Here is a 25,112-nt window from a genome sequence, read left to right as displayed (position 1 = left end):
CTACTACGATGACGGTTACTACGATCGTGACGTGGTGGTGCGCCCGGCCCCGGTCCGCCGCTACTATGCGGAGCCGCGGGTGGTCTACGCTGATCGTTATGCCGAGCCGTGGACGCGTGATTGGTACGAATACTGCTCGGACCGCTACCGCACCTTCAATTCCCGCACCGGCACGTTCACCGGCAATGACGGCGAACAGCATTTCTGCACGGCGAACTAAACCAGGGCCTCCCTGCCCCAACAGAAAAGCGCTGACCGCAAGGCCAGCGCTTTTTTGTTTGGAGCATCACAGGATTGGGGCAGGCGAATATCGGCACGCCCTACAGCAATTCCAGGAAAAGTGTGAAACGGTTTCCCGGGAAAAGCGCAAAGCGTTTTCCCTTGGGAATTGAGTCAGAACAAAGGTTAGAGCGGCCCCGCCGTTTCCGTGAAATGGTGAATTGCTCTAAACGAGAAAAGGATTGGTCCGCCTCTCCTCGCCAAAACGTCCGCCGGGACCGTGGCCGCAGATGAAGCCGATGTCGTCGCCGAGCGGCAGGAGTTTGTCCTTGATCGAAGCGATCAGTGCAGCATGGTCGCCACCCGGCAGATCGGTGCGGCCGACCGAGCCGCGGAACAGCACGTCGCCGACATGGGCGAACTTGGCCGCGCGGTTGTAGTAGACGACGTGACCTGGTGCATGGCCGGGGCAGTGCAGCACCTCGAACACATGGCCGCCGAACGACACGGTCTCGCCTTCGGACAGGAACCGGTCGGGCACGCAGTTGCGCGCTCCGGCGATGCCGTAGCGCTTGCCCTGGTTTTCCAGATTGTCGAGCAGCGACTTGTCGGCCTCATGCGGACCGATGATCTCGACGCCGAGCGCCTCCTTCAACTCCATTGCGCCGCCGGCATGGTCGATGTGGCCATGCGTTATCCAGATCGCCCCGGCTGAGATCGCATTGTCCTTCAGCACCGCCAGCACCTTGTCGATATCGCCGCCCGGATCGACGACGACGCCATGCTTGTCATCCATGTCGAACAGGATGGTACAATTCTGCTGGAACGGTGTGACCGGCACGATGCCGGCATTGAGCTGACCCATGATCGTCCTTTCGATGTTCACGGGTGATGTAGAGGCGCGGACAAAGGGCGTCCACCCTCGAAAGACGAACAATCGGTAGCTCCGAAAACGGTAATGGGCGGCCGAAGCCGCCCATTTGAAAAGACCGAAACGGCCCGCCTACTTCTTCATGGCGCCCATGACCGCGCCGAGAATGGCGGTCAGGATCGCGCCGCCGCCGGCGCCGCCGACGATGTTCTGCAGGTTCAGCGCGCTGCCGAGACCGCTCGTTGCTGCTGCCGCAGCCGCCGGATCGACCGCACCGCCACCCAGCAGGCTGCCGAGGATCGCGGCACCGCCGACGCCGCCAATGGCTCCGCCCAGGATTTTGGGAAGCTGACCCATCGCCGCCGTCTTGAGCGCCGCACCGACCGCCTGACCACCGATGACGCCAGTAATCACCTGTATGATGATCGGAAGAAGCGTGTTCATGTCCATATGATTAGTCCCTCCATAGCTGTCAGCCTCCCGGGCCGACACCATCATGAGACGCCGAATTGGACGAAAGTCAAATGCAGAAACGCTGAAATAAAAGGGGCGGCCCGAAAACCGCCCCTACTTCCTAAAAAAGCTGTGACTTTCGTTATTCTGCGGCGATCGCGTGCTTGGGCTGAACGGCCGCAGAATAGTCATTCATAAGATTCTTGGCTATTTCGCCGACCTCGAATCGGTAAGGCCCGATCTCGGAAACCGGCGTCACTTCCGCCGCCGTCCCGGTCAGGAAGCACTGCTCGAAGCTTTCCAGCTCTTCCGGCAGGATGGCGCGTTCAATCACCTCCAGGCCGCGATCCTTGGCCAGCCCAATGACCGTGCGGCGGGTGATACCGTCGAGGAAGCAGTCAGGCTTGGGTGTGTGGATCTTGCCCTCCTTGACGAAGAAGATGTTGGCTCCGGTCGCTTCGGCGACCTGGCCACGCCAGTCGAGCATCATGGCGTCGGCATAGCCCTTGGCCTCGGCGGCGTGCTTGGACATGGTGCAGATCATGTAGAGGCCGGCGGCCTTCGACCTGGAAGGCGCGGTGCGCGGGTCGGGCCGGCGCCATTCCGCCACATCGAGACGGATGCCTTTCAGCTTCTGCGCAGGATCGAAATAGCTCGGCCATTGCCAGATGGCGATGGCACAGTTGATGCGGTTGTTCTGCGCCGAGACGCCCATCTGCTCACTGCCGCGCCAGGCAATCGGCCGGACATAGGCGTCCTGGAAACCCTGCTTCTTGAGAAGCGTGGATGAGGCGTCGTTGAGCTCGGCCACCGTATAGGGGATATTGAAACCGAGCAGGCGTGCCGATTCATGCAGGCGCTCGGTGTGTTCGTTGAGCTTGAAGATCTCGCCGCCATAGGCGCGTTCTCCCTCGAAAACGGCGCTGGCGTAATGCAGCCCGTGCGTCAGCACATGGATCTTGGCGTCACCCCATTGGACGAATTCGCCGTTCATCCAGATGGAGCCATCGAGTTGATCGAAGGGAACGGATGCCATGGTAACCTCCCACGGGCGGCAGCCCGGATACTTGTATCGTTGTGTGTTTCGTGTCGGCCGCCCAAAGCGGCTTTTATGGTGGAGCGTAGGCGGATGATTGCGCTCTGGCAAACTTAGGAAATTCCGGAAAAACCGGCTTCCCTTGCCTTTTCGTTCGCAATCCGCCCAAAAGCTTGTCAAAAATTACCATTGCAGGGAAATTACGTCAATAGTACTGACATAATCTCTCTTTCCCACGGAGAAATAATGACGGATCGAAGCCCAGCCGCAGGAAAACCGATCAGGACCGCGATGTCGGTCGAGGACGGCATCGACTTCGCCATCATCGAGCTGCTCTTCTTTGCCTATCGTGACTTCACCTCCGATCCGGACCAGATCCTGGCCGACTACGGCTTTGGCCGGGCCCACCACCGGGTGCTGCATTTCGTCAACCGCAGGCCGGGCCTGACGGTAGCCGAACTGCTCGACGTGCTGAAGATCACCAAACAGAGCCTGGCCCGTGTGCTCAAGCAGTTGATCGACACCGACCATGTCGTGCAGTTGCAAGGTCCGCGCGACCGCCGACAGCGCGAACTTTATCCGACCGCCAAGGGCCGTGCGCTGGCGCTGGCGCTGGCGCGGCCACAGTCGCGCCGCATCCATGCTGCATTGGGGGATTCCGGAGTAACCGAACGGACCTTGGTGGAACGGTTCCTCGAAGCGATGGTCAATCCGGAACTGAGGGCGCAGATCGACGTTGGGTCCGCAAAAATGTCAGGGAAAAGCCATGGAGAGCACTGAACGGGTCGATCACGCGGCCGCGCCGGACGACGACGCGCCGCATCTGCTTGTCGTCGACGACGACACCCGCATCCGCAATCTTCTCAAGCAGTATCTGACCGAAAACGGCTTTCGCGTCACCGTCGCCGGCAATGCCGGCGAAGCCAGGCGCAAGCTTGCCGGCCTCGACTTCGACCTTCTGGTGCTGGACGTCATGATGCCCGGTGAAACGGGCGTCGACCTGACCAAGTCGCTGCGAGCCGAAAAGAACGTACCGATCCTGATGCTGACGGCCCTGTCGGAGACCGACAGCCGCATCTCAGGGCTTGAGGCCGGCGCCGACGACTACCTGCCGAAGCCGTTCGATCCGCGCGAGCTGATCCTGCGCATCAACAACATCCTTCGCCGTGGTGGCCCGGCGACCACGCCCAAGGTCGAGCAGTTGGTCTTCGGCCCCTACACCTTCCAGATCGCCCGGCGCGAGTTGAAGCGTGGCGGCGAGGCGCTGAAGCTGACCGACCGCGAGCAGGAGATCCTGGCGATCTTCGCGGCAAGGGCCGGCGAGACGATACCCCGCCACGAGCTTGTCGGTGACGATTCGGAGGTCGGCGAGCGCACCATCGACGTCCAGATCAACCGGCTGCGCCGCAAGATCGAGCGCGATCCGTCCAACCCGGTCTGGCTGCAGACCGTGCGCGGTATTGGGTATCGGCTCAGCGTGGAATAGAATGCCGCCTGCGGCCTGCTGAGCGGCTGCGGGCAAGCGAAATGAGCGAATGGCAACCACGGAACTGGAACAGCCGGGCAATGGCGGCTTGAGCGTACGCGCCGCGCGGACGCTGAAGGCGGTGCCGCGCGCCTGGAACCGCTTCTGGCGCCTCGTCTCGCTGTATATGCCCAAGCGGCTCTATGCCCGCTCGCTGATCATCGTCATCGCGCCGATGATCCTGCTGCAATCGGTCGTCGCCTTCGTCTTCATGGAACGTCATTGGGCAACCGTGACGCAGCGCCTGTCGCAGGCCACCGTGCGCGACATCGCCGCCATCATCGACCTGATCGAAACCTATCCGCGCGATGCCGACTACACCAACATCATACGCATCGCCCAGGACCGCATGCAGTTGAAGGTCGACCTCTTGCCGCCCGACCCGCTGCCCGCGCCTGGCCCAAAACCGTTTTTCTCGATTTTGGATGATGTTCTCTCGTCGGAGATCACCCGCCAGATTAACCGCCCGTTCTGGATCGACACGGTCGGCAACTCCAACATCGTCGAGGTGCGCGTGCAGCTCGAGGGCAAGGTGCTGCGCGTCTTCGTGCGCCGCAGCCAGGCCTATGCCTCCAACACCCACATCTTCCTTATCTGGATGGTCGGCACCTCGCTGGTGCTCCTGATGATCGCCATTCCCTTCCTGCGCAACCAGATCCGGCCGATCCTGATGCTTGCCGAAGCCGCCGAAAGTTTCGGCAAGGGCCGGCCGATGCCGCGTGACTTCCGGCCGCGCGGCGCCGAGGAGGTTCGCCGCGCCGGCTTTGCCTTCATGCAGATGCGCGAACGCATCGAGCGCCAGATCGAGCAGCGCACCGCCATGCTGACCGGCGTCAGTCATGACCTGCGAACCATCCTCACCCGCTTCAAGCTGCAGTTGGCGCTTTCCGGCGGCAAGGCCGAGACCAAGGCCGCGCTCGACCAGGACATCGACGACATGCAGTCGATGCTCGAAGGCTATCTCGCCTTTGCCCGTGGCGAGGCTTCGGAAGACGCCGGACGGTTCGATCTCGAGGCCTATTTCGAAAAGCTCGGCGAGGAAGCCAGGCTGCGCAAGCGCAAGCTGTCGACGACGCTTGCCGGAGACCCCGATGTGCATGTGCGGCCGAACGCCTTTGCCCGATTGATGTCCAACGTCATCGGCAACGCCTTCCGCTATGCCAAGACGGTGGAAGTCAACGCCACCCATGGCCGCGGCTCGCTGCTGGTCACCATCGACGACGATGGTCCGGGCATTCCCGCCGACCGGCGCGAAGACGTCTTCAAACCCTTCGTGCGGCTCGACGAAGCCCGCAACCTCGATGCCAGCGGCACCGGGCTCGGCCTGTCGATCGCCCGCGACATCGCCCGTTCCCATGGCGGCGACATCACCCTTGAAGACAGCCCGCTCGGCGGACTGCGCGCTATCATCAAGGTTCCCGCATAACCGGCACGATACCGAAAGTGGAAACAGGCTTCATCCGCCCGTCATGAAACCATGATCAAGAACGCGCATGAAGCGCGCGACCTCAATTGATTCGACCTTGCCGCCTCACTTCGACCCCGTGCCCGTCCGGGTGCGCTGGAGCGAAGCGAGAGCAGCGGTCTGGTCGCCGTTCCGGCATCGTCTCAAGGCAACCGTCGACCTTTCCTGCAAAGGGCCGCCATGCGCATATTGATGGTCACCGATGCCTGGCGGCCGCAGGTTAACGGCGTTGTCCACACGCTGGAGCGACTCACCGAGACGCTGAAATCTTTCGATGTCGCCGTGGATTTCCTGACGCCGAACATCTTTCGCACCCTGCCCTTGCCGACCTATCCCGACATCAGGCTGGCGCTGACCACGCCCGGCCATGTCGCGCGCCTGATCGACGCAGGCAAGGCCGACCACATCCACATCGTCACCGAAGGGCCGCTCGGCATCATGGCGCGGCGCTATTGCCGCAATGCCGGCCGGCCGTTCACCACCAGCTATCACACGCGCTTCCCCGAATATCTCAGCGCACGGCTGCCGGTGCCGGAAAGCTGGGCCTATCGCTGGCTGCGCGATTTCCACAATTCCGGCCAAGGCACGCTGGTCGCCACCCAGTCGCTCGCAGACGACCTCTCGGCGCGCGGCTTCACCAAGCTGCGGCCGTGGACGCGCGGCGTCGATACCGATCATTTCCGGCCCGACAAGAAGAAGGATCTCGGCTTCCCGGGCCCGGTCTTCCTCTGCGTCGGCCGCGTCGCCATCGAAAAGAACCTCTCCGCCTTCCTCGACCTCGACCTGCCGGGCAGCAAGGTGATCGTCGGCGAAGGCCCCGAGCTTGCCAGGCTGAAGGCAAAATATCCGCAAGCGCATTTCCTCGGCCATCGCCCCAACGACGAACTGGCCGAGATCTATGCCTCGGCCGATGTCTTCGTCTTCCCGAGCCGCACCGACACGTTCGGCAACGTCATCATCGAGGCATTGGCCAGCGGCACGCCGGTTGCCGCCTATCCGGTGACCGGGCCGATCGACATTGTCGGCGACGGCTTTGGCGGCGCGGTCTCCAACGATCTGCGCGAGGCCTCGCTTGCCGCGCTCAATGTAGACCGTGCCGAAGCACGCGAACGCGCCATGCGCTACAGCTGGAAGGCTTGTGCAGAGATGTTCCTCGACACGGTCGAGGAAGCGCTGGGAACGACGCGCAAGCTGGCGGCCTAAAACAACCTGCCGCCATCCGGCACCTTGCGCTCGATCGCGCCGAGCACCACCGCGCCCTCTTCGTCGGGAAAGCCGAGCGTCAGCACTTCCGACATGAATGGACCGATCTGGCGCGGCGGGAAATTGACCACCGCGAACACCTGCCGGCCGATCAGCGTCTCCGGTGTATAATATTTGGTGATCTGCGCCGACGATTTCTTGATGCCGATGCCGGCGCCGAAATCGATCTTCAGCTTGAATGCGGGCTTGCGCGCCTCGGGAAACGGCTCGGCCTCGACGATCGTGCCGGCGCGGATGTCGACACGATCGAAATCGGCAAAACTGATCTCGGGCTTGCGCTCGCTGTTCGAACTCATCTTGGTTCTTGTCTGCCTTGCGGGGACTCAGGCGTTGCCGTAGGTCTCGAACAGCACGCCGGCCAGGGCGTCCTTGGCCGAGGTTCCCGACCAGACAACGAACTGGAACGCCTGGAAATAGCATTCGCAGGCTTCCAGCGCCGACGACAGCAACACTTCGACCTGCTGGCTCGACGGCTCGACCCCGCCGGCCAGCAGCAGCGACTGGCGGAACATGATCGCGCCCTCCTGCTCCCAGAGGTCGAAATGGCCAAACAGCATCTGCTCGTTGATCAGCGACAAGAGCCGCATCACTTCCAGCGCGCGGGTCTCCGGCACCTTGATGTCGAAGGCGCAGGCAAGGTGCAGCGCCTCGAAATCCTCCATCCACGAGAAGGAGACGTGATAGTCGGTCCAGCTTCCGGCAACCGAGATCGAAATCTCGTCGTCGCCGGCCCGCTCAAAGGACCAGTCGTTGTTGTGGGCCACCTGCTCGATAACATCCACCGGATGGATTTCGCGGGAGAATTCGAGTTCGAGAAGTTCCATGGAATGCTTCCTGTCGTTCTGTACGAGCGCCGCCACACGCTCCGCGGGAGGGCACACACAACGAACAATCTTGTCTAGAACTCGGACGGCCAGGACTTTCTTCGCGCAAAAGACTACCTTCTCGACGCAAAGACCCCAGACCGGACCCCACCGCCCGGTCGCATGACCCTGCTCCGAATCATGCAACAAATTCAGTCTATTGATCGGGAGTCGCGTGAACAGCCCAATTTTTCGCACTGCGTCATTTGCATGTGGAAAGCCGCTGTCACAAAGATTCATGCAATGCCGTTAAGCGATTCACGGCAAAGCGCTTTTCAGGATCGGGCTATGTGGAAAAGTTTAACGATTATTTTTTTGTGCGCGGCTTGGCCGCCGTCGCTGGTGTGGCGTCGCCGGCCAGTTCGGCAAGCTTCGCCTCGAGCGCCTCGATGCGGGCGGCAAGGCGAGTGTTTTCTTCCCGCGCCTTGGCGGCCATCTCGCGCGCGGCTTCGAACTCTTCGCGCTGCACCACGTCCATGGTGTTGAGAATGCGTTCGGCCTGCCCCTTGAAGGCCGTCTCCACCTCCCGGCGCACGCCCTGGGCGGCGCCGGCGGCGTCGGTCATCAGCTTGGCGAATTCATCGAGAATGCGGTTCGGTCCGGTCGACATGGCAAATCCTCGCGCTTGCACAAATTGACGTAGTGGCGCTGCGCGTCGAATGCAAGCATGTTGCGCCGCGCTGCGGCATCAAGTCGAGGGCGCCCACCTTGCCTTGACCCTGCCAAAACCCTGCCGCATGGTCCGCGCGCAAACGCGTTTCGAAATGAGAGTTCCCCGTTGAACGAATATTTCCTGCTGCCGCTGGCCTCCTTGCCCTTCCCCAACATCAACCCGATCCTCATCCAGATCGGGCCGCTGGCGGTGCACTGGTATGGCGTCGGCTATATCGTCGGCATCCTGTTTGCCTGGTGGTACGCCAAGCGGCTCGCCGCCAATGCCAGGCTGTGGCCGAACGGCGTCCTGCCGATGAAGCCGGAGGATCTCGACGACTTCATCGTCTGGGCGGCCATCGGCGTCGTGCTCGGCGGCCGCACCGGCTATGTGCTGTTCTATGATCTGCCACGCTACATCGCCCACCCGCTCGATATCTTGGCGGTCTGGCAAGGCGGTATGTCGTTCCATGGCGGCCTGCTTGGCGTCATCCTCGCCATGACGCTGTTTTCCATCAAGCGCGGCATCCGCACCTGGTCGCTGTTTGACGTCGTGGCGGCCGGCGTGCCGGTCGGCCTTGGCCTGGTGCGCGTCGCCAACTTCATCAACTCCGAGTTGTGGGGGCGCCCAACCGACGTGCCCTGGGCTTTCGAATTCCCCAATGGCGGGCCGTTTGCCCGTCACCCGAGCCAGCTCTACGAGGCGCTTCTCGAAGGCGTGGTGCTGTTCCTCGTGCTGCGCATTCTCACCCATTCGCGCCTCAAGCTGAAGACGCCGCGCTTCGTCGGCGGCGCCTTCATCTGCGGCTACGGCCTGTCGCGCATTTTTGTCGAGTTCTTCCGCGAGCCCGACCAGCAGCTCGGCTACCTCCTCGGCACCAACTGGCTGACCATGGGCATGATCCTGTCGACGCCGATGGTGCTGGCCGGCATCTGGGCGATGCTGACCGCCAAGCCGGTGACGCAGCCGCAGCCGGCATGACACGGCTGAAGACCCGCATCGTCGACCTGATCGAGGCCCTGGGGCCGATACCGATCAACGAATACATGGCGATGTGCCTGTTCGACCCGGCGGACGGCTACTACACGACGCGCGAGCCTTTTGGTGCGGCCGGTGACTTCATCACCGCGCCGGAGATCAGCCAGATGTTCGGTGAACTGGTCGCCGTGTGGATGTACCAGGCGTGGCAGGCGAGCGGCCGGCCGCTGCCGGCCACCATCGCCGAGATCGGCCCCGGCCGCGGCACGCTGATGAAGGACATGCTGCGTACGCTGTCGCGGCTCGATCCTGATCTGGCCAGCGGCGCCACCTTCGCCATGATCGAGACCAGCCCGCGCCTGACCGAGGTGCAAAAGCAGACGCTTGGCGCCACACCCTTCGCGGTTGGCTGGCATGAAACCATCGAGACCTTGCCGCAGCAACCGCTGTTCATCGTCGGCAACGAACTGTTCGACGCCGTGCCCATCCGCCAGTTCCTCCGCGCCGGCGCCGGCTGGCGCGAGCGCGTGGTCGGCCTCGACGAGACCAACGACCTTTGCTTCTTCGCCGGCGCCGGCTCGGTCGACCCGACGCTGCTGCCCGCCGATGCCACCCAAGCGCCGCAAGGTTCGATCGCCGAAGTGGCGCCTGCCCGCACCGCGCTCATGGCAACGATCGCCGAGCGCATATCCAGGCATGGCGGCGCTGGCCTGTTTCTCGACTATGGCCATCTCCAGCCGGGTGTCGGGGACACGCTGCAGGCCTTGCGCAGCCACGATCACGAAGATGTGCTGGCCAATCCCGGTGAGGCCGACCTCACCTCCCATGTCGATTTCGCCGCCCTGGCCGCGATCGTGCGTGCACATGGCCTCGAAGCCCATCTGACGACACAGGGCGACTTCCTGCTCGGCATGGGCATCCTCGAGCGCGCCGGCCGGCTTGGCGCCGATGCCGGCCAGGCGGCGCGCGAAAGGATCGCCGGCGACGTCGAGCGCCTCGCAGGGCCGCAAGCCATGGGCGAGCTGTTCAAGGTGCTTGCGGTACTGCCTCGCGGCGTGGCGGTTCGGCCCTTCGCCGGGGCGGATTGACTTTTTACCGCCGCCCCTCCCAATCTCCCGTCCGCGCTTTGCAGCGCCTGTTCTCGACCAAGCACCTTCTTCTTGACGAAACCGCCCACACGGACAACAACGCCCGCATGCTGAATCAGACCAAACCGGATCCCGTTCGGTCGCCGCTGCTGGACAAGGCGCAGGCACAAGGCATCCGCCACGGCTATTTCACCCGCATCGGCGGTGTCTCCGGCGGCATCTACCAGGGCCTCAACATCGGCACCGGATCGAATGACGACCAGGCGCTGGTCGCAGAGAACCGCGGCCGCGTCGCCGCCTGGATGGGCGTGCCGGCGAACCATCTGTTGACCGCCTGGCAAATCCATTCGCCCGACGTCATCATCGCCAGGGAGCCCTTTGCCGGCGAGCGGCCCAAGGCAGACGCCATCGTCACCGACCGGCCGGGCATCGCCATCGGCGCTTCGACCGCCGATTGCGGTCCCGTGCTGTTCGCGGATGCTGAGGCGCGCATCATCGGCGCCGCGCATGCCGGCTGGAAAGGCGCGTTCACCGGCGTGCTCGAAAACACCATCCTGGCAATGGAAAGCCTCGGTGCCCGGCGTCAAAACATCGTCGCCGTGCTGGGCCCCTCCATCGGCCCTGATAACTACGAGGTCGGCCCGGAATTCGTCGCCCGCTTTGTCGATGCCGACGCCGAAAACATCCTCTATTTCGCGCCGTCCGCCAATGCCGGCCATGCCATGTTCGACCTCAACCGCTACACGGTTGACCGGCTGGCCGAGGCCGGCGTGACGGCTGAGGGCCTCGACCGCTGCACTTACGCCGAGGAAGGCCTGTTCTACTCCTACCGGCGCACCACGCATCGCAAGGAGCCCGATTACGGCCGGCAGGTTTCGGCAATCGTCTTGGAGAGGGAATAATGGCGCTGCATTTTGAACGATCTGAATTTGACGCGCGGCGCGACCGGCTGATCATCGAGATGGCCGAAAAGAAGCTTGATGCCATCCTGCTGTTCGCGCAGGAAAGCATGTACTGGCTGACCGGCTACGACACGTTCGGCTTCTGCTTCTTCCAGTGCCTGGTGGTGAAGGCCGACGGTTCGATGGTGCTGCTGACCCGCTCGGCCGACCTGCGCCAGGCGCGTCAGACCTCGATTATCGACAACATCGTCTTGTGGACGGACCGTAATGGCGCCAATCCGGCGGTAGACCTGCGTAATCTGCTCAACGAACTCGACCTGCTCGGAGCCCGCATCGGTGTCGAATACGACACCCATGGCCTGACCGCGTTCAATGGCCGACGGCTCGACGAACAGTTGCAGACCTTCGGCCAGATCGCCGATGCGTCCGGCATTGTCGGCCGCCTGCGCCTGTTCAAGAGCCCGGCCGAGATCGCCAAGGCCGAGAAGGCCGCCAATCTCTCCGACGATGCGCTCGACGCGGCGCTGCCGCTGATCAAGCAAGGCGGCGACGAAGCCCTGATCCTGGCCGCCATGCAGGGTGCGATCTTTGCCGGCGGCGGCGACTATCCGGCCAACGAATTCATCATCGGCTCCGGCGTCGATGCGCTGCTGTGCCGCTACAAGGCCGGCCGCCGCAAGCTCACCAAAAATGACCAGCTGACGCTCGAATGGGCCGGCGTCTTCAACCACTACCACGCACCGATGATGCGCACGGTGCTGACCGGCAAGGTGTCGAAGCGCCATCAGGAATTGTTCGACGCCGCCCGCGCGGCACTCCTGGCTGTCGAAAAGGCGATGACGCCGGGCAACAGCTTCGGCGACGTCTTCGATGCGCATGCCCGCACCATGGAGGCACACGGCCTGACCAAGCACCGGCTGAACGCCTGCGGCTATTCGGTCGGCGCCCGCTTCACCCCGTCCTGGATGGACATGCCGATGTTCTACCAGGGCAATCCCGAACCGATCGCGCCCAACATGACGCTGTTCGCCCATATGATCATCATGGACTCCGATACCGAGACGGCGATGACGCTTGGCCGCACCTACCTGACCACCGAATCCCAGCCCAAGCCGCTGTCCCGCCATGATCTCGACTTGATCGTACAGTGAATCCACAATGGGAGGCGTTCTTCGCCAAGGAGTTAGAAGGCAAATGAGACGATCGCATGTGACGACCGTGTCATTGCTTGTGGCATTGGCTCTTGCCGCCTGCACCAACGCAAAGGACGTGCTCGAACCGTCGGCGATCACTCCGCCGGCGACGTCGACCCAGACGCTGCCCGCCACCAGCACGGCGGGCGCTCCCGCAACCACCGCCGCACCGGTCACATCAGCCCAAAGCGCTGCCATCCTGTCGAAGACCCGCCTGCAGATCGCGCCGATCGTCGGCGCTTCGGTGGAAGCCGCGACACCTCTGACGGCGGAGTTGCAGACCCGCGCCAGGCAGCGCGGTATCACGCTCGCCGGCAGCGCCGACCAGACCGTGACACATGTGCTGAAGGGCTATTTCTCGACGATGTCGGAAGGCGCCGACACCACCGTCATCTATGTCTGGGATGTCTATGACCCCGCCGGCAACCGGCTGCACCGCATCAATGGTCAGCAGAAGGCCCCGTCGGTCAATTCCGGCGCCAGCGCGGGCGGCGACAGCTGGAAGGGGGTCTCGCCGGCCACCATGCAGACGATCGCCGACCAGACCATCGACCAATTCGCGGCCTGGCTCGGCGGCAAGGCGGGCTAGAGGCATCGGGCCCAAAAAGTGGAGACGGTTTTGGGAAAATCCAATGCCCAACGAGAAGAAGGAGCAGCGCAAGTCCGCTGCTCCCTGTTGCAGCCCGGCGATGGCGCGGAGCTTTCTTGAGTTTAGCCGGCGGATTCCCGATCTCGGCGCTTGCAATACCGGCGCGGGCCGCTAAAAGCCCGGTTAAAGGGCGCAAGCGAGTCCGTCAGGTCTCATCATCCTCCACCAGGAACCGTGCATGAAACTCTTCGCGGGCAATTCCAACAGGGTGCTGGCCGAAGCGGTCGCCCGGTACCTCAACGTCCCGCTGGGCAAAGCCACGGTCAGGCGCTTCGCCGACCAGGAAATCTTCGTCGAAATCCAGGAAAACGTGCGCGGCGAGGATGTCTTCATCCTGCAATCGACCTCGTTCCCGACCAACGATCATTTGATGGAATTGCTCATCATGATCGATGCCTTCATGCGTTCCTCGGCCAAGCGCATCACGGCGGTCATCCCCTATTTCGGCTACGCCAGGCAGGACCGCCGCGCCTCCGGCCGCACGCCGATCTCGGCCAAGCTGGTCGCCAACATGATCACCCGCGCCGGTGTCGACCGCGTTCTGACACTTGACCTGCATGCCGGCCAGATCCAGGGCTTCTTCGATATTCCGACCGACAATCTGTTTTCCGTGCCGGTGATGGCCCGCGACGTGAAGGCCAAATACAAGCAACTCGGCAACGTCGTGGTTGTCTCGCCCGACATTGGCGGCGTGGTCCGCGCCCGTGCGCTGGCCAAGCGCTTCGATGCGCAATTGGCCATCGTCGACAAGCGCCGCGAACGGCCCGGCGAATCGGAAGTCATGAACATCATCGGCGCGGTCGCCGGCAAGGATTGCCTGCTGATCGACGACATCGTCGATTCCGGCGGCACGCTGTGCAACGCCGCCGATGCACTGCTGGCCAACGGCGCCACCAGTGTCACCGCCTATATCACCCACGGTGTGCTGTCGGGCGGTGCGGTTGCCCGCATCAGCGGCTCGAAGCTGCAGGAACTGGTGATCACCGATTCCATCCAGCCCACCCAGGGCGTGCTCGACGCGCCCAACATCCGCGTCATCTCGATCGCCGACCTCATGGGCGAAGCCATTTCGCGCACCGCGACCGAGGAATCGGTGTCGAGCCTGTTCGACTAGAGCAATTCTAGCTAGAGCAATTCTAGGAAAAGTGTGAAGCGGTTTTCCCGGGAAAAGCGCGTAGCGCTTTCCCTAGAGAATTACGTCAAAACAAAGAGTTAGAGCAGCTCGCCGTTTCCATGAAACGGTAAAATGCTCTAGAACAGCACCTGCCGTTGCGGCGCAGGGCTTTCCAACCGAACCGGGCCGACCAGGCGACGAGCGACCTCGACGCTTTCTCGTGCGCCGCGCATATAGCCGCGCGGCGAGGTTCCCAGCATGCGCTTGAACATGGTGATGAAGGCCGGCACGCTGTCATAGCCGAGATCGAGCGCCACCCTGGTGATCGGCTCGCCGTCCGCCAGCCTGGGCAGCGCCGCGAACAGGCAGGCCTGCTGGCGCCATGTCGACAGCGACAGGCCGGTCTGGCGCTGGAAGGCGCGGGTGAAGGAGCGGCGGCTCATGCCGGCGGCATCCGCCCATTCATCGATCGTCGCATGCGGCGACGGTGCCGCGACGAAGCGCCGGCAGAGCGCCGACAGCCTTGGATCGGACGGGAATGGCAGGCCGAGCGGCCGTTCCGGCAAGGTCGGGATTTCGTGCAGCAAAAGGTTCATGATCAGCCCACCACGTCCTTCCAGAACGCCGCCTTGCGGCAGCTTTTCCGATTCCACGATCAGGCTGTGCATCAGGTCGGTGACGCCGACGACGCGCAAGCCTTCGGGCAGCCCGGGGATCGCCTGTGGCATGACATAGACCGAACGCATCGAGACATCGCCCAGCATCTCGACGGAATGCTCGGTGCCGGCTGGAATCCACATCGCGTGGTCGGGCGGCACCATCCAGCGCCCGTAGCGCGTCGTCACCAGCACCACGCCGACAAGCGCATGCAAGAGCTGGCTGCGGCTGTGGCGGTGTTGCGGCACACGGTAGCCATCGGGATATTCGGTCGGCAATGCCACCGCCGGCCCGGCCACTTGCTCAAGCCACTGCCAGCGGCTCTCGTGCAACTGCCCGAGATTGGCGTTGCCAGCGTGAAAGACTTCTTTGCCGTGCGGCATCCGATATGGCCCACTTGCGAAACTATTGGACCAAACCACGAAAGAAGTCATCCCGCAAGCAGCTTATAAGGCACCGGTCCCAAGCGCTCCACAGGAGCGTCCGACAAGGCGGCCGCAGGTGCGTCCGTCAACTGCCTGCGGGCCTGCCCGCCAAAAAGACCACGGAGCCTACCTTGACCGATACGACAGCCGCCAGCGTCGCCCCACCGGCGACCACCAGTCACGCTTCAGCCCAGGCGACGGCCTTCACCGTCATCCTGGCGGTGAGCTTCTGCCACTGCATCAACGACATCATGCAGTCGCTGCTGTCGGCCATTTACCCGCTCCTGAAAGAGAATTATGGCCTCGATTTCTGGCAGATCGGCTTGTTGACCTTCACCTTCCAGGTGACCGCGTCGCTGCTGCAGCCTGTGATCGGCATGATCACCGACAAGCGGCCGATGCCCTATTCGCTGCCCTACGGCATGGCGTCATCGCTGATCGGCCTGATTGTGCTCGCCTATGCCGGGCACTATTCGCTGCTCCTGATCGGCGCCTCGCTGATCGGCATCGGCTCGGCGATCTTCCATCCGGAATCCTCGCGCATCGCCCGCTTCGCCTCCGGCGGCCGCTTCGGCCTGGCGCAGTCGCTGTTCCAGGTTGGCGGCAATTTCGGACAGTCCATGGGGCCGCTGCTGGCAGCCTTCATCGTCGTGCCGTTCGGCCAGACCAGCATTTCCTGGTTCGCCATCGGCTCGCTGATCGGCATCATCGTTTTGTGGCAGGTCGGCGGCTGGTACAGCCGGCTGCGTGCCGCACAGGGCACCCGCAAGGCGGCGAGCTTCGTTTCGCCCTTCCCGCGCCGCAAGGTGATGAACGCATTGATCGTGCTGACCCTGCTGGTGCTGAGCAAGAATGCCTACATCGCCAGCCTCGCCAGCTACTACACCTTCTATTCCATGCATAAGTTCGGCGTTTCGGTGCAGATGAGCCAAGTCATGCTGTTCCTGTTCCTCGGAGCCTCGGCGCTGGGCATCCTGCTCGGCGGCCCATTCGGCGACCGCTACGGGCAGAAGGCGATGATCTGGTTCTCCATCGTCGGCGTGCTGCCCTTCACGCTCGCCTTGCCCTACGCCAATCTGGAATGGACGATGGTGCTGACGGTGCTGATCGGCCTGATCCTGTCCTCTGCCTTCTCGAACATCGTCGTCTTTGCGCAGGAACTCGTGCCGGGCCGCGTCGGCATGATCGCCGGCATCTTCTTCGGCTTCGCCTTCGGCATGGGCGGCATCGCGGCGGCCGTGCTCGGTATCGTCGCCGATATGAAGGGCATCGATTTCGTCTTCCAGATCTGCTCGTATTTGCCGTTTCTTGGATTGCTCACCGTGTTCCTGCCAAACATGAAGGAAGCGCGCAAAGCGCAGGCGGCCGCCTAGATCAGGCGGGTCTGCCGCTGTCACAAAAATGCACCCGCCTGATGACGGGTGCATTTTTGTGGGCCATGGCCTTAAGCCTTGAAGAAGGCCAGCAGGTCGGCGTTGATGATGTCTGCATGGGTCGTGGCCATGCCGTGCGGGAAGCCCTTGTAGACCTTGAGCTCGCCCTTCTTGAGCAGCTTGATCGTCAGCAGCGCCGAATCGGCGATCGGAACGATCTGGTCGTCGTCTCCGTGCATGACCAGGACAGGCACGTCGATTGCCTTCAGATCCTCGGTGAAGTCGGTTTCCGAGAAAGCCTTGATACAATCATAATGCGCCTTGGTGCCGCCCATCATGCCCTGGCGCCACCAATTGTCGATGACGCCCTGCGAGATGTCCGCGCCCGGACGGTTGAACCCGTAGAACGGACCTGATGGAACGTCGCGGAAGAACTGGGCGCGATTGGCTGCCTGGGCGGAGCGGAAGCCGTCGAACACTTCGATCGGCAGGCCGCCGGGATTGGCGGCAGTCTTGAGCATGATTGGCGGCACCGCGCCGATCAGCACCGCCTTGGCGACACGGCCGCCGGCGCCATAGTTGGCAACATAGCGCGCCACTTCGCCGCCGCCGGTCGAATGTCCGACATGAATGGCATTCTTGAGGTCAAGATAAGCGGCGAGTTCCGCGACATCGGCGGCATAGGTGTCCATTTCGTTGCCGATATCCGTCTGGGTCGAGCGCCCATGGCCACGCCGATCATGGGCAATGACACGGTAGCCTTGCGACAGGAAGAACAGCATCTGGGCGTCCCAATCGTCGCTGCTCAACGGCCAGCCATGATGGAAGACGACAGGCTGCCCGGTCCCCCAGTCCTTGTAGTAAATCTGCGTTCCGTCCTTGGTGGTGATCGTACCGCTGCCGGAGCCGGGCTTGGTTTGCGAGGTCATCTCAATCTCCTTTGGTTATGTCCGCAATAAACAATATCGCGATAACCATATAGCTAACGCGGCCCAAAACCCTTGTCCACAAAAATATGTATCGCGATATTATTTTTCGTGGTATCGAATTGATGCCCATATTGGCAAAAGGAATGCGCCGTGCCTCTCCCGTTGGACAATCAGCTCTGTTTCACGCTCTACGCCACCAGCATGGCGATCAACCGCACCTACAAGCCGATGCTGGACGATATGGGCATCACCTATCCGCAGTACCTGGTACTGAACGCGCTTGGAGAGGCCGACGGCATGTCGGTCGGCACGATCGCCCACAGGCTCGCTCTGGAATCGAGCACCGTCACGCCGCTGGTGAAGCGAATGGAGCAGGCCGGGCTGGTGACGCGCCAGCGCAGCCAGACCGACGAGCGCCAGGTGCAGGTCGATCTGACATCAGCCGGGCGCGGGCTGCTTGTCCAGTGCAACTGTCTGAACGAGACCTTGGCCGAACGCTCGGGCATGACGCTGGCCGAGCTCGATGCCTTGAACCGGCAGATCCAGGCGCTACGCAACGCGTTGACCGGCGACCGCTAGCCCCTTGCTTGGCCCTGTCATGGATTGATTGCAATCAGCACGGCTTTTGACGGCGGCTAAGCCAAACGTCGGACAGAGGCCATCATCATGCGGACTTAAGCACGGCAAATGACCGTTTGCGCATGGCCCGCTTTGCCTGGAAACTGACAGCGGGAGCGGGGCGGCCGACATGGAAGCCCTGGATCTTGTCTATGCCGAATTCGCGCATCAAAGCCATCTGTTCGTCGGTTTCCACCCCTTCGACCAGGATCTTGTGGCCGCGATTTCGAACCAGGGTGATGATGTCCTGCAGCATCGCCTTGCCGCTCAGGGAGCTGCAGTCGTGCAGAAAAGAGCGGTCGATCTTCACCGTGTCGAAATCGATCAGGCGAAGCCACGAAAGGCCCGCAAAGCCGGTCCCGAAATCATCAAGCCATATCTTGATCCCGAGCAGCTTCAGGTCGCTGATGCAGCGCAGAATGTCCGAGTGCATCTCCATCTCCAGCCCTTCGGTGATCTCGAAGGCCAGCCTGCTGCCGGCGACGCCGGTTTCGCCCAGAATGGTCGCGACAGACGTTGCGAAGCCAGGTGTCTTAAGCTGGATCGGAGAGACGTTGACGCTGACGACACGGACGTGGTCGTCCGCCAGGAGCTCGGCGCACACCGTCCTTATCGCCCAGCGCCCGAGTTCCAGGATCGCGCCGGTTCGTTCCGCGACGGGAATGAACAGGCTCGGCGGAACCGATGTGCCATCCAGCATTTTGAGGCGCATCAGAGCCTCCACCGCTTCAACCCGGTCCGATTTGACATCCTGGATAGGCTGATAAACCAGTGAAACGAGATTCTGGCCGATCGCGATCTTCAGCAAGGCCGCAATGTTCTCGCTCTCGTCGCTGCTTTGCGGATCGGTTGGGTCGAACAGCCGGGCACAGTTTCGGCCGCCGGCTTTTGCCAGATAAAGCGCGCGATCGGCCTCGTGGATGATCTTCTCCAGCTTGGCCCCGGTCTGCGTCCTGGTGAATGCGGCACCAACGCTCACGGTTACGATCGAGACGCCGTCGCGCCGCAGTTCGTGCGTCAGAGCCAGGTTCTCCACTGTGCTGCAAATGGCTTCCGCGATGTCCAGGATCTGCTCTTTTTTCTCCATGCGAGCCAGGACGATGAACTCTTCACCGCCATAGCGGCCGATGGAGCCATTATACTGTTTGATCATATCGCTAAGGGCATTGGCGACATGGATCAGGCAGCGGTCGCCTTCTTGATGGCCGTAGCAGTCATTGAATTTCTTGAAGAAGTCCACGTCGATGAGGATCGCCCCGAAGCTGGTGCCTACCTTTTGCCATTCGCTCCAGTAGTCCCGCAGCTTTTCGTCGATCGCGCGCCGGTTCTCCAGACCCGTCAGCGGATCGGTCCGCGACAACCTCAGCAGGGCCTTGCCGCGTTCGGTCGCCTCATTGTGCTGGATCTTGGCTTCCAGGGCATTCAGGAAGACGTTGTAGCGTTCCTCATTCAGCTTCCAGTTCACATACGAGGTGAACGTGAAACAGGAAATATAAAAAGCCCCGAATACCATTTTATATGTAAGGGTTGAAGGAACGAAATAATTCACGATGTAAAGTATGCACAATATTATTGCGGAAGTTACGATGGAAAGCTTGAAGTTGAACGTAAAGAAAAGATTTGCGCTCATCATGAATATGGTCCCGAAGACCATATAGTAGGAGACGCTTTCCTTGTCCGCGCCAAGAACCGCTGGGCACAACCAACCAACATAGCCGAAGATGATGGCTCCGGCGCAGGTCACGTCGAGCCATTCCGTTCCAATCCCCCGGCGAAGCTGTGCTTCGAGGATCAAAAGCGCGCTCAAGCCGACCGCGAAGCGCGCCGTGATCGTGTAGGCGGCAACGTCCGGGATCAGCAGCAGATCCGTTGCCGAAAACAAGAGATAGATCGCAACCGCAATCCAGAGCCCTGGCCTGGCTTCTCCTCTTCGCGTCGCCTGCGCTTCGGTGCGGTAAAGGGTGCGGAGCTCGTCGGCGCTCAGTTCATAGCGCGGCTCGTACGGCTCCGCATCAACCGTATCAACCAATACGGAGGACAGGTGTTCGTTCATCACAATAGACCCCGTTTGAAAGGGATTTTGTTTTCCGAACTCATTTCCAGCTTCTGCCCCCACGCGGGCCGGCTCCTTTGGGACGCGACGGCGATTGCGACGCCGGGCAAACAAATGCAATCGCGCAAGACAAGTTTCCGTTAACTCGAACCCGGAATTCGGGCCGGAAGCCGTCTAAAGAGGAACATGGTTGGCGGGAAATTAATCATAACGATAAAATGCCGTCAGCCCGACATTGGCAAATGGAGCATTCTACGCAATAAGTTAACCGACTGTTAACTATGGAGTGATGGCGTGCAGACCGTTCTTGATGGCAAAAGCTTGATTACTGCCGCGATGCTCGCCGGCACGCTGCCTCGGGGAAAGCTCGAGCATCATGGCGAAGCGTTCGAAACCGCGCGCGCGGAGCTGGCGCTCATTCTCCACGCGACACAGCAGCAGATCGAACAGGACAAGAACCCCGCCGAGATCGTCGGTCGCTTGCTGTCCTTCCTCAATGGCCTGCATTCCAAGGTTCATCCCGACGTCTGGCATGCGTTGATACCGGTGGCGCAGAACCATCCGATCCTGAAGTATTTTCTCGAGGATCCGCTGACGCACTGGTCCTTCACCAAGCCCAGGGGCTATTCCGGCGACGCGCAGTTGCTTGATTACATCTATTGCGACCCGCACGTGGCAGAGAGCGTGGCCAATGCCTCGGAGATCGGCAAGGCGCTCTATAGCCATACCCAGAACGTACCCTCATGCGTCGCGGCACGGGAACGACGCGACCTCCTGACCCGATATGTCGACGAGATTGCGGTCAAGAATGGACCGCAAACCGAGGTCCTGGCGATCGCGGCCGGCCATTTGCGGGAGGCCAATCGCTCGGTAGCCTTGACGGAGGGCCGTCTCAAGCGCTGGATTGCGCTCGATCAGGATCCCCAGAGCGTTGGGCTGATCGCGCGCGACTTCCAGGGCACCGCGGTCGAAGCCATCGACGGCTCGGTGCGAACCGTGCTCACGCGGGGCCACAAGCTCGGCAAGTTCGATTTCATCTATGCCTCCGGCCTCTACGACTACCTCGCCCACAACGTCGCGGTGAAACTCACGAAGACCTGCCTGCAGATGTTGAAGCCGAACGGGACGTTCCTGTTTGCGAACTACGCCGAGGGCACGCCTGACGCCGGCTACCGGGAGACATTCATGGACTGGGTGTTGCTGCTGCGATCGGAGGTCGATATGTGGAACATCGTCAATGCCAGCGTCGACCGCAACACCGTCGAGGCGCGGGTGTTCTTCGGCGAGAACCGCAACGTGCTTTATGCCGTCATCGAAAAGCGCGGATAGCGACCGCCTGGACTGCACCAGGCTGGGCGTGCCTTTGGCTTGCACCTCCGGCCGCCTTCCGCTATAGAGCCGCCACCCGCGTAGACACCCTTGGAGGCAACGCGGCGGAAGGCCGCCTTCCCGCATGATCCCGAAAAGTGGATTCCGGTTTTCGGACCAGATCATGCATGGGTATGTCGGCTTTCGACGTTTACGGTCCAGGCACTCTGCCAACCGTGAGCGCTCCAGTAAACCGAAAGGAAATGCCATGAGCCACGACACTTACGAGCTCAAGGCCGAAGCACGCGAACAGGTCGGTAAGGGGTCCGCCCGTGCAGTTCGCCGCAACGGTAAAGTGCCTGCAGTAATCTATGGTGACAAGCAGCCTCCCCTGGCTATCGCGCTCACCTACAAGGACATCTACTACAAGATCCATGGCGGCGGGTTCCTGACCACGATCGCCACGATCGATGTCGACGGCAAGAAGATCCAGGTCCTGCCGAAGGACTTCCAGCTCGACCCGGTCAAGGATTTCCCTGTCCATGTCGACTTCCTGCGCATCGGCAAGGACACCGAAGTCAATGTCGACGTGCCTGTCCACTTCATCAACGAGGACAAGTCGCCCGGCATCAAGCGCGGCGGCGTGCTCAACATCGTGCGTCACGAAGTCGAGTTCCACTGCCCGGCCAATGCGATCCCGGAGTTCATCACCGTCGATCTCACCGGCGCCAACATCGGCGACTCGATCCACATCTCGGCGGTCAAGCTGCCGGCTGGCGTCAAGCCTGTGATCTCCGACCGCGACTTCACCATCGCGACCATTGCCGGTTCGTCGGCGATGAAGCCGGAGACGGAAGAGACGGCTGAAGCGGCTGCACCTGAGGCAGCTCCTGCCGCCGACGAGAAGTAACTCTTTCACGCCCGGAGCAGGCGATGCTGCTGTTTGCAGGTCTCGGCAATCCGGGCGCGAAATACGCTGACAACCGCCACAATGTCGGTTTCATGGCGGCGGACGCAATCGCCCGCCGCCATTCCTTTTCGCCCTGGTCGAAGAAATTCCAGGGCCTGATTTCCGAGGGCACGCTCGGCGGCGAAAAAATCGTCCTGATCAAGCCGCAGACCTTCATGAACCTGTCCGGCCAGTCGGTCGGCGAAGCACTGCGCTTCTACAAGCTCGAGCTTTCCGCGCTCACCGTCTTCTATGACGAGATCGACCTTGCCGAAGGCAAGCTGCGCATCAAGACCGGTGGCGGCGCCGGCGGCCACAACGGCATCCGGTCGATCGACGGCCATATCGGCAATGGCTATCGCCGCGTGCGCATCGGCGTCGGCCATCCCGGCGTCAAGGAAATGGTCCAGCACCATGTGCTCGGCAATTTCGCCAAAGCCGACCGCGAATGGCTCGACCCGCTGCTCGACGCGATCGCCGACAATGCCGCCATGATCGTCAAGGGCGACGAATCCGGCTTCATGAATAAGGCCAGTCTCGCCGTCCAGGGCAAGGCCGGGCCGGAGCCCGAAAAGCCAGCGCAGAAGCAGCCGGCGCACAAGCAGCAAAGTCATGTCCGCCAAGCACGGCCTCAACAGCCGGTGGTCAAGCTGCCGGAAAGCGGTCCAATGGCCGCCATGCTGAAGAAGCTGTTCGGCGGCAAGGACTGAGCATCGAGGGACCGAAGGGCTTGACGTTGATCACCCCTATCGCCCATAGCCCTGATCAAATTTCTATTTTCCCGATAGGACCGAACAAAAATGGGTTTCAAATGCGGCATCGTTGGCTTGCCCAACGTCGGCAAGTCGACGCTTTTCAACGCGTTGACCAGAACGGCTGCGGCGCAAGCCGCCAACTATCCATTCTGCACCATCGAACCGAACACCGGCGAGGTGGCGGTGCCAGATCCGCGCCTGCAGAAGATCGCGGCGATCGCCAAGTCGAAGGAGATCATTCCAACTCGCATCTCTTTCGTCGACATTGCCGGCCTGGTGCGCGGTGCCTCGAAAGGCGAAGGGCTGGGCAACCAGTTCCTCGCCAACATCCGCGAGGTCGACGCCATCGTGCATGTGCTGCGCTGCTTCGAGGATGACGACATCACCCATGTCGAGGGCCGCATCGACCCCGTCGCCGATGCCGAGACGGTCGAGACCGAGCTGATGCTTGCCGACCTCGACAGCCTAGAGCGCCGCATCGTGCAGATCCGCAAGCGCGCCGGCAGCAAGGACAAGGAAGCGACGACCGTGCTGCCGTTGATGGAGGCAGCGCTCGAACTGCTGCAGGCCGGCAAGCCGACCCGCATCCTGCTCAAGGGTATTTCGGCCGAAGATTTGCGCATCCTGCAGGGCCTGAACCTTCTGACCTCGCATCCCGTGCTCTATGTCTGCAATGTCGCGGAGGCCGACGCCGCCACCGGCAACGAACACACCAGGGCCGTGGAAAAGATGGCCACCGCCCAGGGCGCCGGCACAGTGGTGATCTCGGCGGCGATCGAAGCCGAGGTCGCGCAGCTCTCGGACGAGGAAGAGATGGAATTCCTGTCCTCGCTCGGCCTCGACGAGCCAGGCCTCAACAAGGTCATCCGCGCCGGCTACGATTTGCTGCACCTCATCACCTATTTCACCGCCGGGCCGAAGGAGACGCGCGCCTGGACCATTCATAGGGGCGACAAGGCGCCACAGGCCGCCGGTGTCATCCACACCGATTTCGAGCGCGGCTTCATCCGCGCCCAGACCATCTCCTACAACGACTTCGTCACACTGGGCGGCGAAGTGGCGGCCAAGGAAGCCGGCAAGGCGCGCGACGAAGGCAAGGAATATGTCGTCCAGGACGGCGATGTGCTGTTGTTCAAGTTCAACACCTGATGCCTGAAGCGCTCGAGAACATCCCGGCAAGCTGTCGGCGAAGTTCCTCGATACATGCTTCCAAGGCGACGGCGGCCATCCGCCCTACAGCCGGTTGTCTTGATTTTGTCACGTCACAGGTCTAAGCGGCAGACGCACGGTCGGCGCTGACGTCGAGAACCCGTGCAATCCAACACGACGCGTCAATCCGAACGCACCCTTTGGCCCCAGCAAGGGATATCAGGCGATGATCAAGGCCTTCGTCGTGGACAATGACCGCCTGCGCGTCGTCGACGATCTCCTGGCAAACAGCGAGACCATCGTCTGGGCGGACCTGTTCAACCCGACAAAGGAAGAGGAAGCGACGATCGAGAGCTGGCTCGGCGTTGCCATTCCGACGCGCGAGGAGATGGAGGAGATCGAGATTTCGAGCCGCCTCTATGTCGAGGACGGCGCCTATTTCATGACCGCCACCCTGCCCGCCCAGACCGAAATCGACGATCCCTTGATGTCCCCGGTTACCTTCGTGCTCGCCGGCACAAGACTGATCACGGTGCGCTACCACGAACCGAAAGCTTTCAAGACCTTTCCGCAGCGCGCCGAAAAGGTGGCGACCGGCTGCACCAGCGGCGACACCATTCTGATC

General features: G+C 62.0%; 28 protein-coding genes. 19 read left to right on the top strand and 9 right to left on the bottom strand.

From position 1 onward, the window contains the following. A partial coding sequence (locus EN749_RS08190) for a BA14K family protein (protein ID WP_145990889.1) occupies nt 1-220 on the top strand: 220 nt, incomplete at its 5' end. 225 nt (nt 221-445) lie between these two features. Here the strand turns inward: EN749_RS08190 and EN749_RS08185 are convergent. From EN749_RS08185 to EN749_RS08175, 3 genes are all read right to left on the bottom strand, one after another. Further along, complete coding sequence (locus tag EN749_RS08185) at nt 446-1,084, bottom strand: MBL fold metallo-hydrolase (RefSeq protein ID WP_127268419.1); 639 nt, start codon at nt 1,082-1,084, stop codon at nt 446-448. Nucleotides 1,085-1,222: 138 nt separating this feature from the next. Next, nucleotides 1,223-1,540 (bottom strand): hypothetical protein, encoded by a 318-nt coding sequence (locus tag EN749_RS08180; RefSeq protein ID WP_023809804.1) that lies wholly within the window; start codon nt 1,538-1,540, stop codon nt 1,223-1,225. Nucleotides 1,541-1,685: 145 nt separating this feature from the next. Next, nucleotides 1,686-2,579: a branched-chain amino acid aminotransferase gene (locus EN749_RS08175; protein ID WP_127268418.1), complete on the bottom strand. Its 894-nt coding sequence runs from the start codon at nt 2,577-2,579 to the stop codon at nt 1,686-1,688. A 246-nt stretch (nt 2,580-2,825) separates the two neighbouring features. Here EN749_RS08175 and EN749_RS08170 point away from each other — a divergent pair, with 246 nt between their 5' ends. The 4 genes from EN749_RS08170 (at nt 2,826) to EN749_RS08155 (ending at nt 6,772) form a co-directional block, all read left to right on the top strand. After that, complete coding sequence (locus EN749_RS08170; RefSeq protein WP_027039379.1) at nt 2,826-3,359, top strand: MarR family transcriptional regulator; 534 nt, start codon at nt 2,826-2,828, stop codon at nt 3,357-3,359. After that, entirely contained in the window at nt 3,346-4,065 is a 720-nt protein-coding gene (locus EN749_RS08165; protein WP_013530014.1) for a response regulator transcription factor, read from the top strand. The genes EN749_RS08170 and EN749_RS08165 overlap by 14 nt, the downstream gene beginning before the upstream one ends. A 49-nt stretch (nt 4,066-4,114) precedes the next feature. Next, a complete protein-coding gene (locus EN749_RS08160; protein WP_127268417.1) occupies nt 4,115-5,530 on the top strand; it encodes an ATP-binding protein in 1,416 nt (471 codons plus the stop codon). A 219-nt stretch (nt 5,531-5,749) separates the two neighbouring features. Continuing rightward, nucleotides 5,750-6,772, top strand: coding sequence for a glycosyltransferase family 1 protein (locus EN749_RS08155; protein WP_127326801.1), 1,023 nt, complete (start codon nt 5,750-5,752; stop codon nt 6,770-6,772). Here EN749_RS08155 and EN749_RS08150 read toward each other — a convergent pair. From EN749_RS08150 to EN749_RS08140, 3 genes are all read right to left on the bottom strand, one after another. After that, entirely contained in the window at nt 6,769-7,128 is a 360-nt protein-coding gene (locus EN749_RS08150; protein WP_127261686.1) for a tRNA-binding protein, read from the bottom strand. The genes EN749_RS08155 and EN749_RS08150 overlap by 4 nt on opposite strands. A 27-nt stretch (nt 7,129-7,155) precedes the next feature. Then, nucleotides 7,156-7,656 (bottom strand): YbjN domain-containing protein, encoded by a 501-nt coding sequence (locus EN749_RS08145; RefSeq protein WP_013893499.1) that lies wholly within the window; start codon nt 7,654-7,656, stop codon nt 7,156-7,158. A gap of 346 nt (nt 7,657-8,002) precedes the next feature. Beyond that, on the bottom strand, nt 8,003-8,305 hold the full coding sequence (locus tag EN749_RS08140) for an accessory factor UbiK family protein (RefSeq protein WP_013530008.1): 303 nt from the start codon (nt 8,303-8,305) through the stop codon (nt 8,003-8,005). 168 nt (nt 8,306-8,473) lie between these two features. Here EN749_RS08140 and lgt point away from each other — a divergent pair, with 168 nt between their 5' ends. The 7 genes from lgt (at nt 8,474) to EN749_RS08110 (ending at nt 14,271) form a co-directional block, all read left to right on the top strand. Beyond that, the gene (gene lgt / locus EN749_RS08135; protein ID WP_127396991.1) at nt 8,474-9,328 is read left to right on the top strand and encodes a prolipoprotein diacylglyceryl transferase; all 855 of its coding nucleotides are present in this window, start codon (nt 8,474-8,476) and stop codon (nt 9,326-9,328) included. Then, nucleotides 9,325-10,413 carry a class I SAM-dependent methyltransferase gene (locus EN749_RS08130; protein ID WP_127809535.1) on the top strand — a complete coding sequence of 363 codons (1,089 nt, stop codon included), beginning with the start codon at nt 9,325-9,327 and terminating at the stop codon, nt 10,411-10,413. Before lgt ends, EN749_RS08130 begins: the two co-directional genes overlap by 4 nt. Nucleotides 10,414-10,520: 107 nt before the next feature. Next, nucleotides 10,521-11,315, top strand: a complete 795-nt coding sequence (gene pgeF / locus EN749_RS08125) for a peptidoglycan editing factor PgeF (protein WP_127380566.1) — start codon at nt 10,521-10,523, stop codon at nt 11,313-11,315. Further along, nucleotides 11,315-12,466: a Xaa-Pro peptidase family protein gene (locus EN749_RS08120; RefSeq protein WP_127270541.1), complete on the top strand. Its 1,152-nt coding sequence runs from the start codon at nt 11,315-11,317 to the stop codon at nt 12,464-12,466. The genes pgeF and EN749_RS08120 overlap by 1 nt, the downstream gene beginning before the upstream one ends. Nucleotides 12,467-12,509: 43 nt before the next feature. Further along, a complete protein-coding gene (locus EN749_RS08115) occupies nt 12,510-13,097 on the top strand; it encodes a hypothetical protein (protein ID WP_127321245.1) in 588 nt (195 codons plus the stop codon). Nucleotides 13,098-13,140: 43 nt separating this feature from the next. Then, nucleotides 13,141-13,272, top strand: a complete 132-nt coding sequence (locus EN749_RS39420; RefSeq protein ID WP_256747485.1) for a hypothetical protein — start codon at nt 13,141-13,143, stop codon at nt 13,270-13,272. A 63-nt stretch (nt 13,273-13,335) separates the two neighbouring features. After that, nucleotides 13,336-14,271, top strand: coding sequence for a ribose-phosphate pyrophosphokinase (locus EN749_RS08110; RefSeq protein WP_013530002.1), 936 nt, complete (start codon nt 13,336-13,338; stop codon nt 14,269-14,271). 137 nt (nt 14,272-14,408) lie between these two features. Here EN749_RS08110 and EN749_RS08105 read toward each other — a convergent pair whose 3' ends face one another. After that, entirely contained in the window at nt 14,409-15,311 is a 903-nt protein-coding gene (locus EN749_RS08105; protein ID WP_127397287.1) for a helix-turn-helix transcriptional regulator, read from the bottom strand. 173 nt (nt 15,312-15,484) lie between these two features. Between EN749_RS08105 and EN749_RS08100 the strand changes: the two genes are divergently transcribed. Beyond that, nucleotides 15,485-16,726, top strand: a complete 1,242-nt coding sequence (locus EN749_RS08100; RefSeq protein ID WP_164873804.1) for an MFS transporter — start codon at nt 15,485-15,487, stop codon at nt 16,724-16,726. Nucleotides 16,727-16,797: 71 nt separating this feature from the next. Here EN749_RS08100 and EN749_RS08095 read toward each other — a convergent pair whose 3' ends face one another. Next, a complete protein-coding gene (locus tag EN749_RS08095; protein WP_127809533.1) occupies nt 16,798-17,655 on the bottom strand; it encodes an alpha/beta hydrolase in 858 nt (285 codons plus the stop codon). Nucleotides 17,656-17,805: 150 nt separating this feature from the next. Here EN749_RS08095 and EN749_RS08090 point away from each other — a divergent pair, with 150 nt between their 5' ends. After that, nucleotides 17,806-18,234 (top strand): MarR family transcriptional regulator, encoded by a 429-nt coding sequence (locus EN749_RS08090; protein ID WP_128362902.1) that lies wholly within the window; start codon nt 17,806-17,808, stop codon nt 18,232-18,234. A gap of 85 nt (nt 18,235-18,319) precedes the next feature. Here EN749_RS08090 and EN749_RS08085 read toward each other — a convergent pair whose 3' ends face one another. Further along, on the bottom strand, nt 18,320-20,326 hold the full coding sequence (locus EN749_RS08085) for an EAL domain-containing protein (RefSeq protein ID WP_127397023.1): 2,007 nt from the start codon (nt 20,324-20,326) through the stop codon (nt 18,320-18,322). A gap of 294 nt (nt 20,327-20,620) precedes the next feature. Between EN749_RS08085 and EN749_RS08080 the strand changes: the two genes are divergently transcribed. The 5 genes from EN749_RS08080 to EN749_RS08055 form a co-directional block, all read left to right on the top strand. Further along, nucleotides 20,621-21,655 carry a class I SAM-dependent methyltransferase gene (locus tag EN749_RS08080; RefSeq protein ID WP_127397022.1) on the top strand — a complete coding sequence of 345 codons (1,035 nt, stop codon included), beginning with the start codon at nt 20,621-20,623 and terminating at the stop codon, nt 21,653-21,655. A 247-nt stretch (nt 21,656-21,902) separates the two neighbouring features. Further along, complete coding sequence (locus EN749_RS08070) at nt 21,903-22,544, top strand: 50S ribosomal protein L25/general stress protein Ctc (RefSeq protein ID WP_127270548.1); 642 nt, start codon at nt 21,903-21,905, stop codon at nt 22,542-22,544. Nucleotides 22,545-22,567: 23 nt separating this feature from the next. After that, nucleotides 22,568-23,293: an aminoacyl-tRNA hydrolase gene (gene pth, locus EN749_RS08065; RefSeq protein WP_127809531.1), complete on the top strand. Its 726-nt coding sequence runs from the start codon at nt 22,568-22,570 to the stop codon at nt 23,291-23,293. 90 nt (nt 23,294-23,383) lie between these two features. Beyond that, nucleotides 23,384-24,487, top strand: coding sequence for a redox-regulated ATPase YchF (gene ychF, locus EN749_RS08060; protein WP_128288935.1), 1,104 nt, complete (start codon nt 23,384-23,386; stop codon nt 24,485-24,487). Between the two features lie 226 nt (nt 24,488-24,713). Beyond that, nucleotides 24,714-25,112, top strand: a 399-nt coding sequence (locus EN749_RS08055; protein ID WP_281061875.1) for a CorA family divalent cation transporter, incomplete at its 3' end; no start/stop codon positions are given.

Origin of the sequence: Mesorhizobium sp. M7A.F.Ca.ET.027.02.1.1 (genome assembly GCF_004022985.1) — a bacterium.
GTDB lineage: Bacteria > Pseudomonadota > Alphaproteobacteria > Rhizobiales > Rhizobiaceae > Mesorhizobium.
The sequence above is the reverse complement of the archived record's forward strand: the minus strand, read 5'-3'. Positions and strand labels throughout refer to the sequence as shown.

Excerpts from the sequence above, each read along its gene's own strand:
- EN749_RS08185 (WP_127268419.1), bottom strand. The coding sequence starts at position 1,084 with ATGGGTCAGCTCAATGCCGGCATCGTGCCGGTCACACCGTTCCAGCAG.
- EN749_RS08180 (WP_023809804.1), bottom strand. The coding sequence starts at position 1,540 with ATGGACATGAACACGCTTCTTCCGATCATCATACAGGTGATTACTGGC.
- EN749_RS08175 (WP_127268418.1), bottom strand. The coding sequence starts at position 2,579 with ATGGCATCCGTTCCCTTCGATCAACTCGATGGCTCCATCTGGATGAAC.
- EN749_RS08170 (WP_027039379.1), top strand. The coding sequence starts at position 2,826 with ATGACGGATCGAAGCCCAGCCGCAGGAAAACCGATCAGGACCGCGATG.
- EN749_RS08165 (WP_013530014.1), top strand. The coding sequence starts at position 3,346 with ATGGAGAGCACTGAACGGGTCGATCACGCGGCCGCGCCGGACGACGAC.
- EN749_RS08160 (WP_127268417.1), top strand. The coding sequence starts at position 4,115 with ATGGCAACCACGGAACTGGAACAGCCGGGCAATGGCGGCTTGAGCGTA.
- EN749_RS08155 (WP_127326801.1), top strand. The coding sequence starts at position 5,750 with ATGCGCATATTGATGGTCACCGATGCCTGGCGGCCGCAGGTTAACGGC.
- EN749_RS08150 (WP_127261686.1), bottom strand. The coding sequence starts at position 7,128 with ATGAGTTCGAACAGCGAGCGCAAGCCCGAGATCAGTTTTGCCGATTTC.
- EN749_RS08145 (WP_013893499.1), bottom strand. The coding sequence starts at position 7,656 with ATGGAACTTCTCGAACTCGAATTCTCCCGCGAAATCCATCCGGTGGAT.
- EN749_RS08140 (WP_013530008.1), bottom strand. The coding sequence starts at position 8,305 with ATGTCGACCGGACCGAACCGCATTCTCGATGAATTCGCCAAGCTGATG.
- EN749_RS08130 (WP_127809535.1), top strand. The coding sequence starts at position 9,325 with ATGACACGGCTGAAGACCCGCATCGTCGACCTGATCGAGGCCCTGGGG.
- pgeF (WP_127380566.1), top strand. The coding sequence starts at position 10,521 with ATGCTGAATCAGACCAAACCGGATCCCGTTCGGTCGCCGCTGCTGGAC.
- EN749_RS08120 (WP_127270541.1), top strand. The coding sequence starts at position 11,315 with ATGGCGCTGCATTTTGAACGATCTGAATTTGACGCGCGGCGCGACCGG.
- EN749_RS08115 (WP_127321245.1), top strand. The coding sequence starts at position 12,510 with ATGAGACGATCGCATGTGACGACCGTGTCATTGCTTGTGGCATTGGCT.
- EN749_RS39420 (WP_256747485.1), top strand. The coding sequence starts at position 13,141 with ATGCCCAACGAGAAGAAGGAGCAGCGCAAGTCCGCTGCTCCCTGTTGC.
- EN749_RS08110 (WP_013530002.1), top strand. The coding sequence starts at position 13,336 with ATGAAACTCTTCGCGGGCAATTCCAACAGGGTGCTGGCCGAAGCGGTC.
- EN749_RS08105 (WP_127397287.1), bottom strand. The coding sequence starts at position 15,311 with ATGCCGCACGGCAAAGAAGTCTTTCACGCTGGCAACGCCAATCTCGGG.
- EN749_RS08095 (WP_127809533.1), bottom strand. The coding sequence starts at position 17,655 with ATGACCTCGCAAACCAAGCCCGGCTCCGGCAGCGGTACGATCACCACC.
- EN749_RS08085 (WP_127397023.1), bottom strand. The coding sequence starts at position 20,326 with ATGAACGAACACCTGTCCTCCGTATTGGTTGATACGGTTGATGCGGAG.
- EN749_RS08070 (WP_127270548.1), top strand. The coding sequence starts at position 21,903 with ATGAGCCACGACACTTACGAGCTCAAGGCCGAAGCACGCGAACAGGTC.
- pth (WP_127809531.1), top strand. The coding sequence starts at position 22,568 with ATGCTGCTGTTTGCAGGTCTCGGCAATCCGGGCGCGAAATACGCTGAC.
- ychF (WP_128288935.1), top strand. The coding sequence starts at position 23,384 with ATGGGTTTCAAATGCGGCATCGTTGGCTTGCCCAACGTCGGCAAGTCG.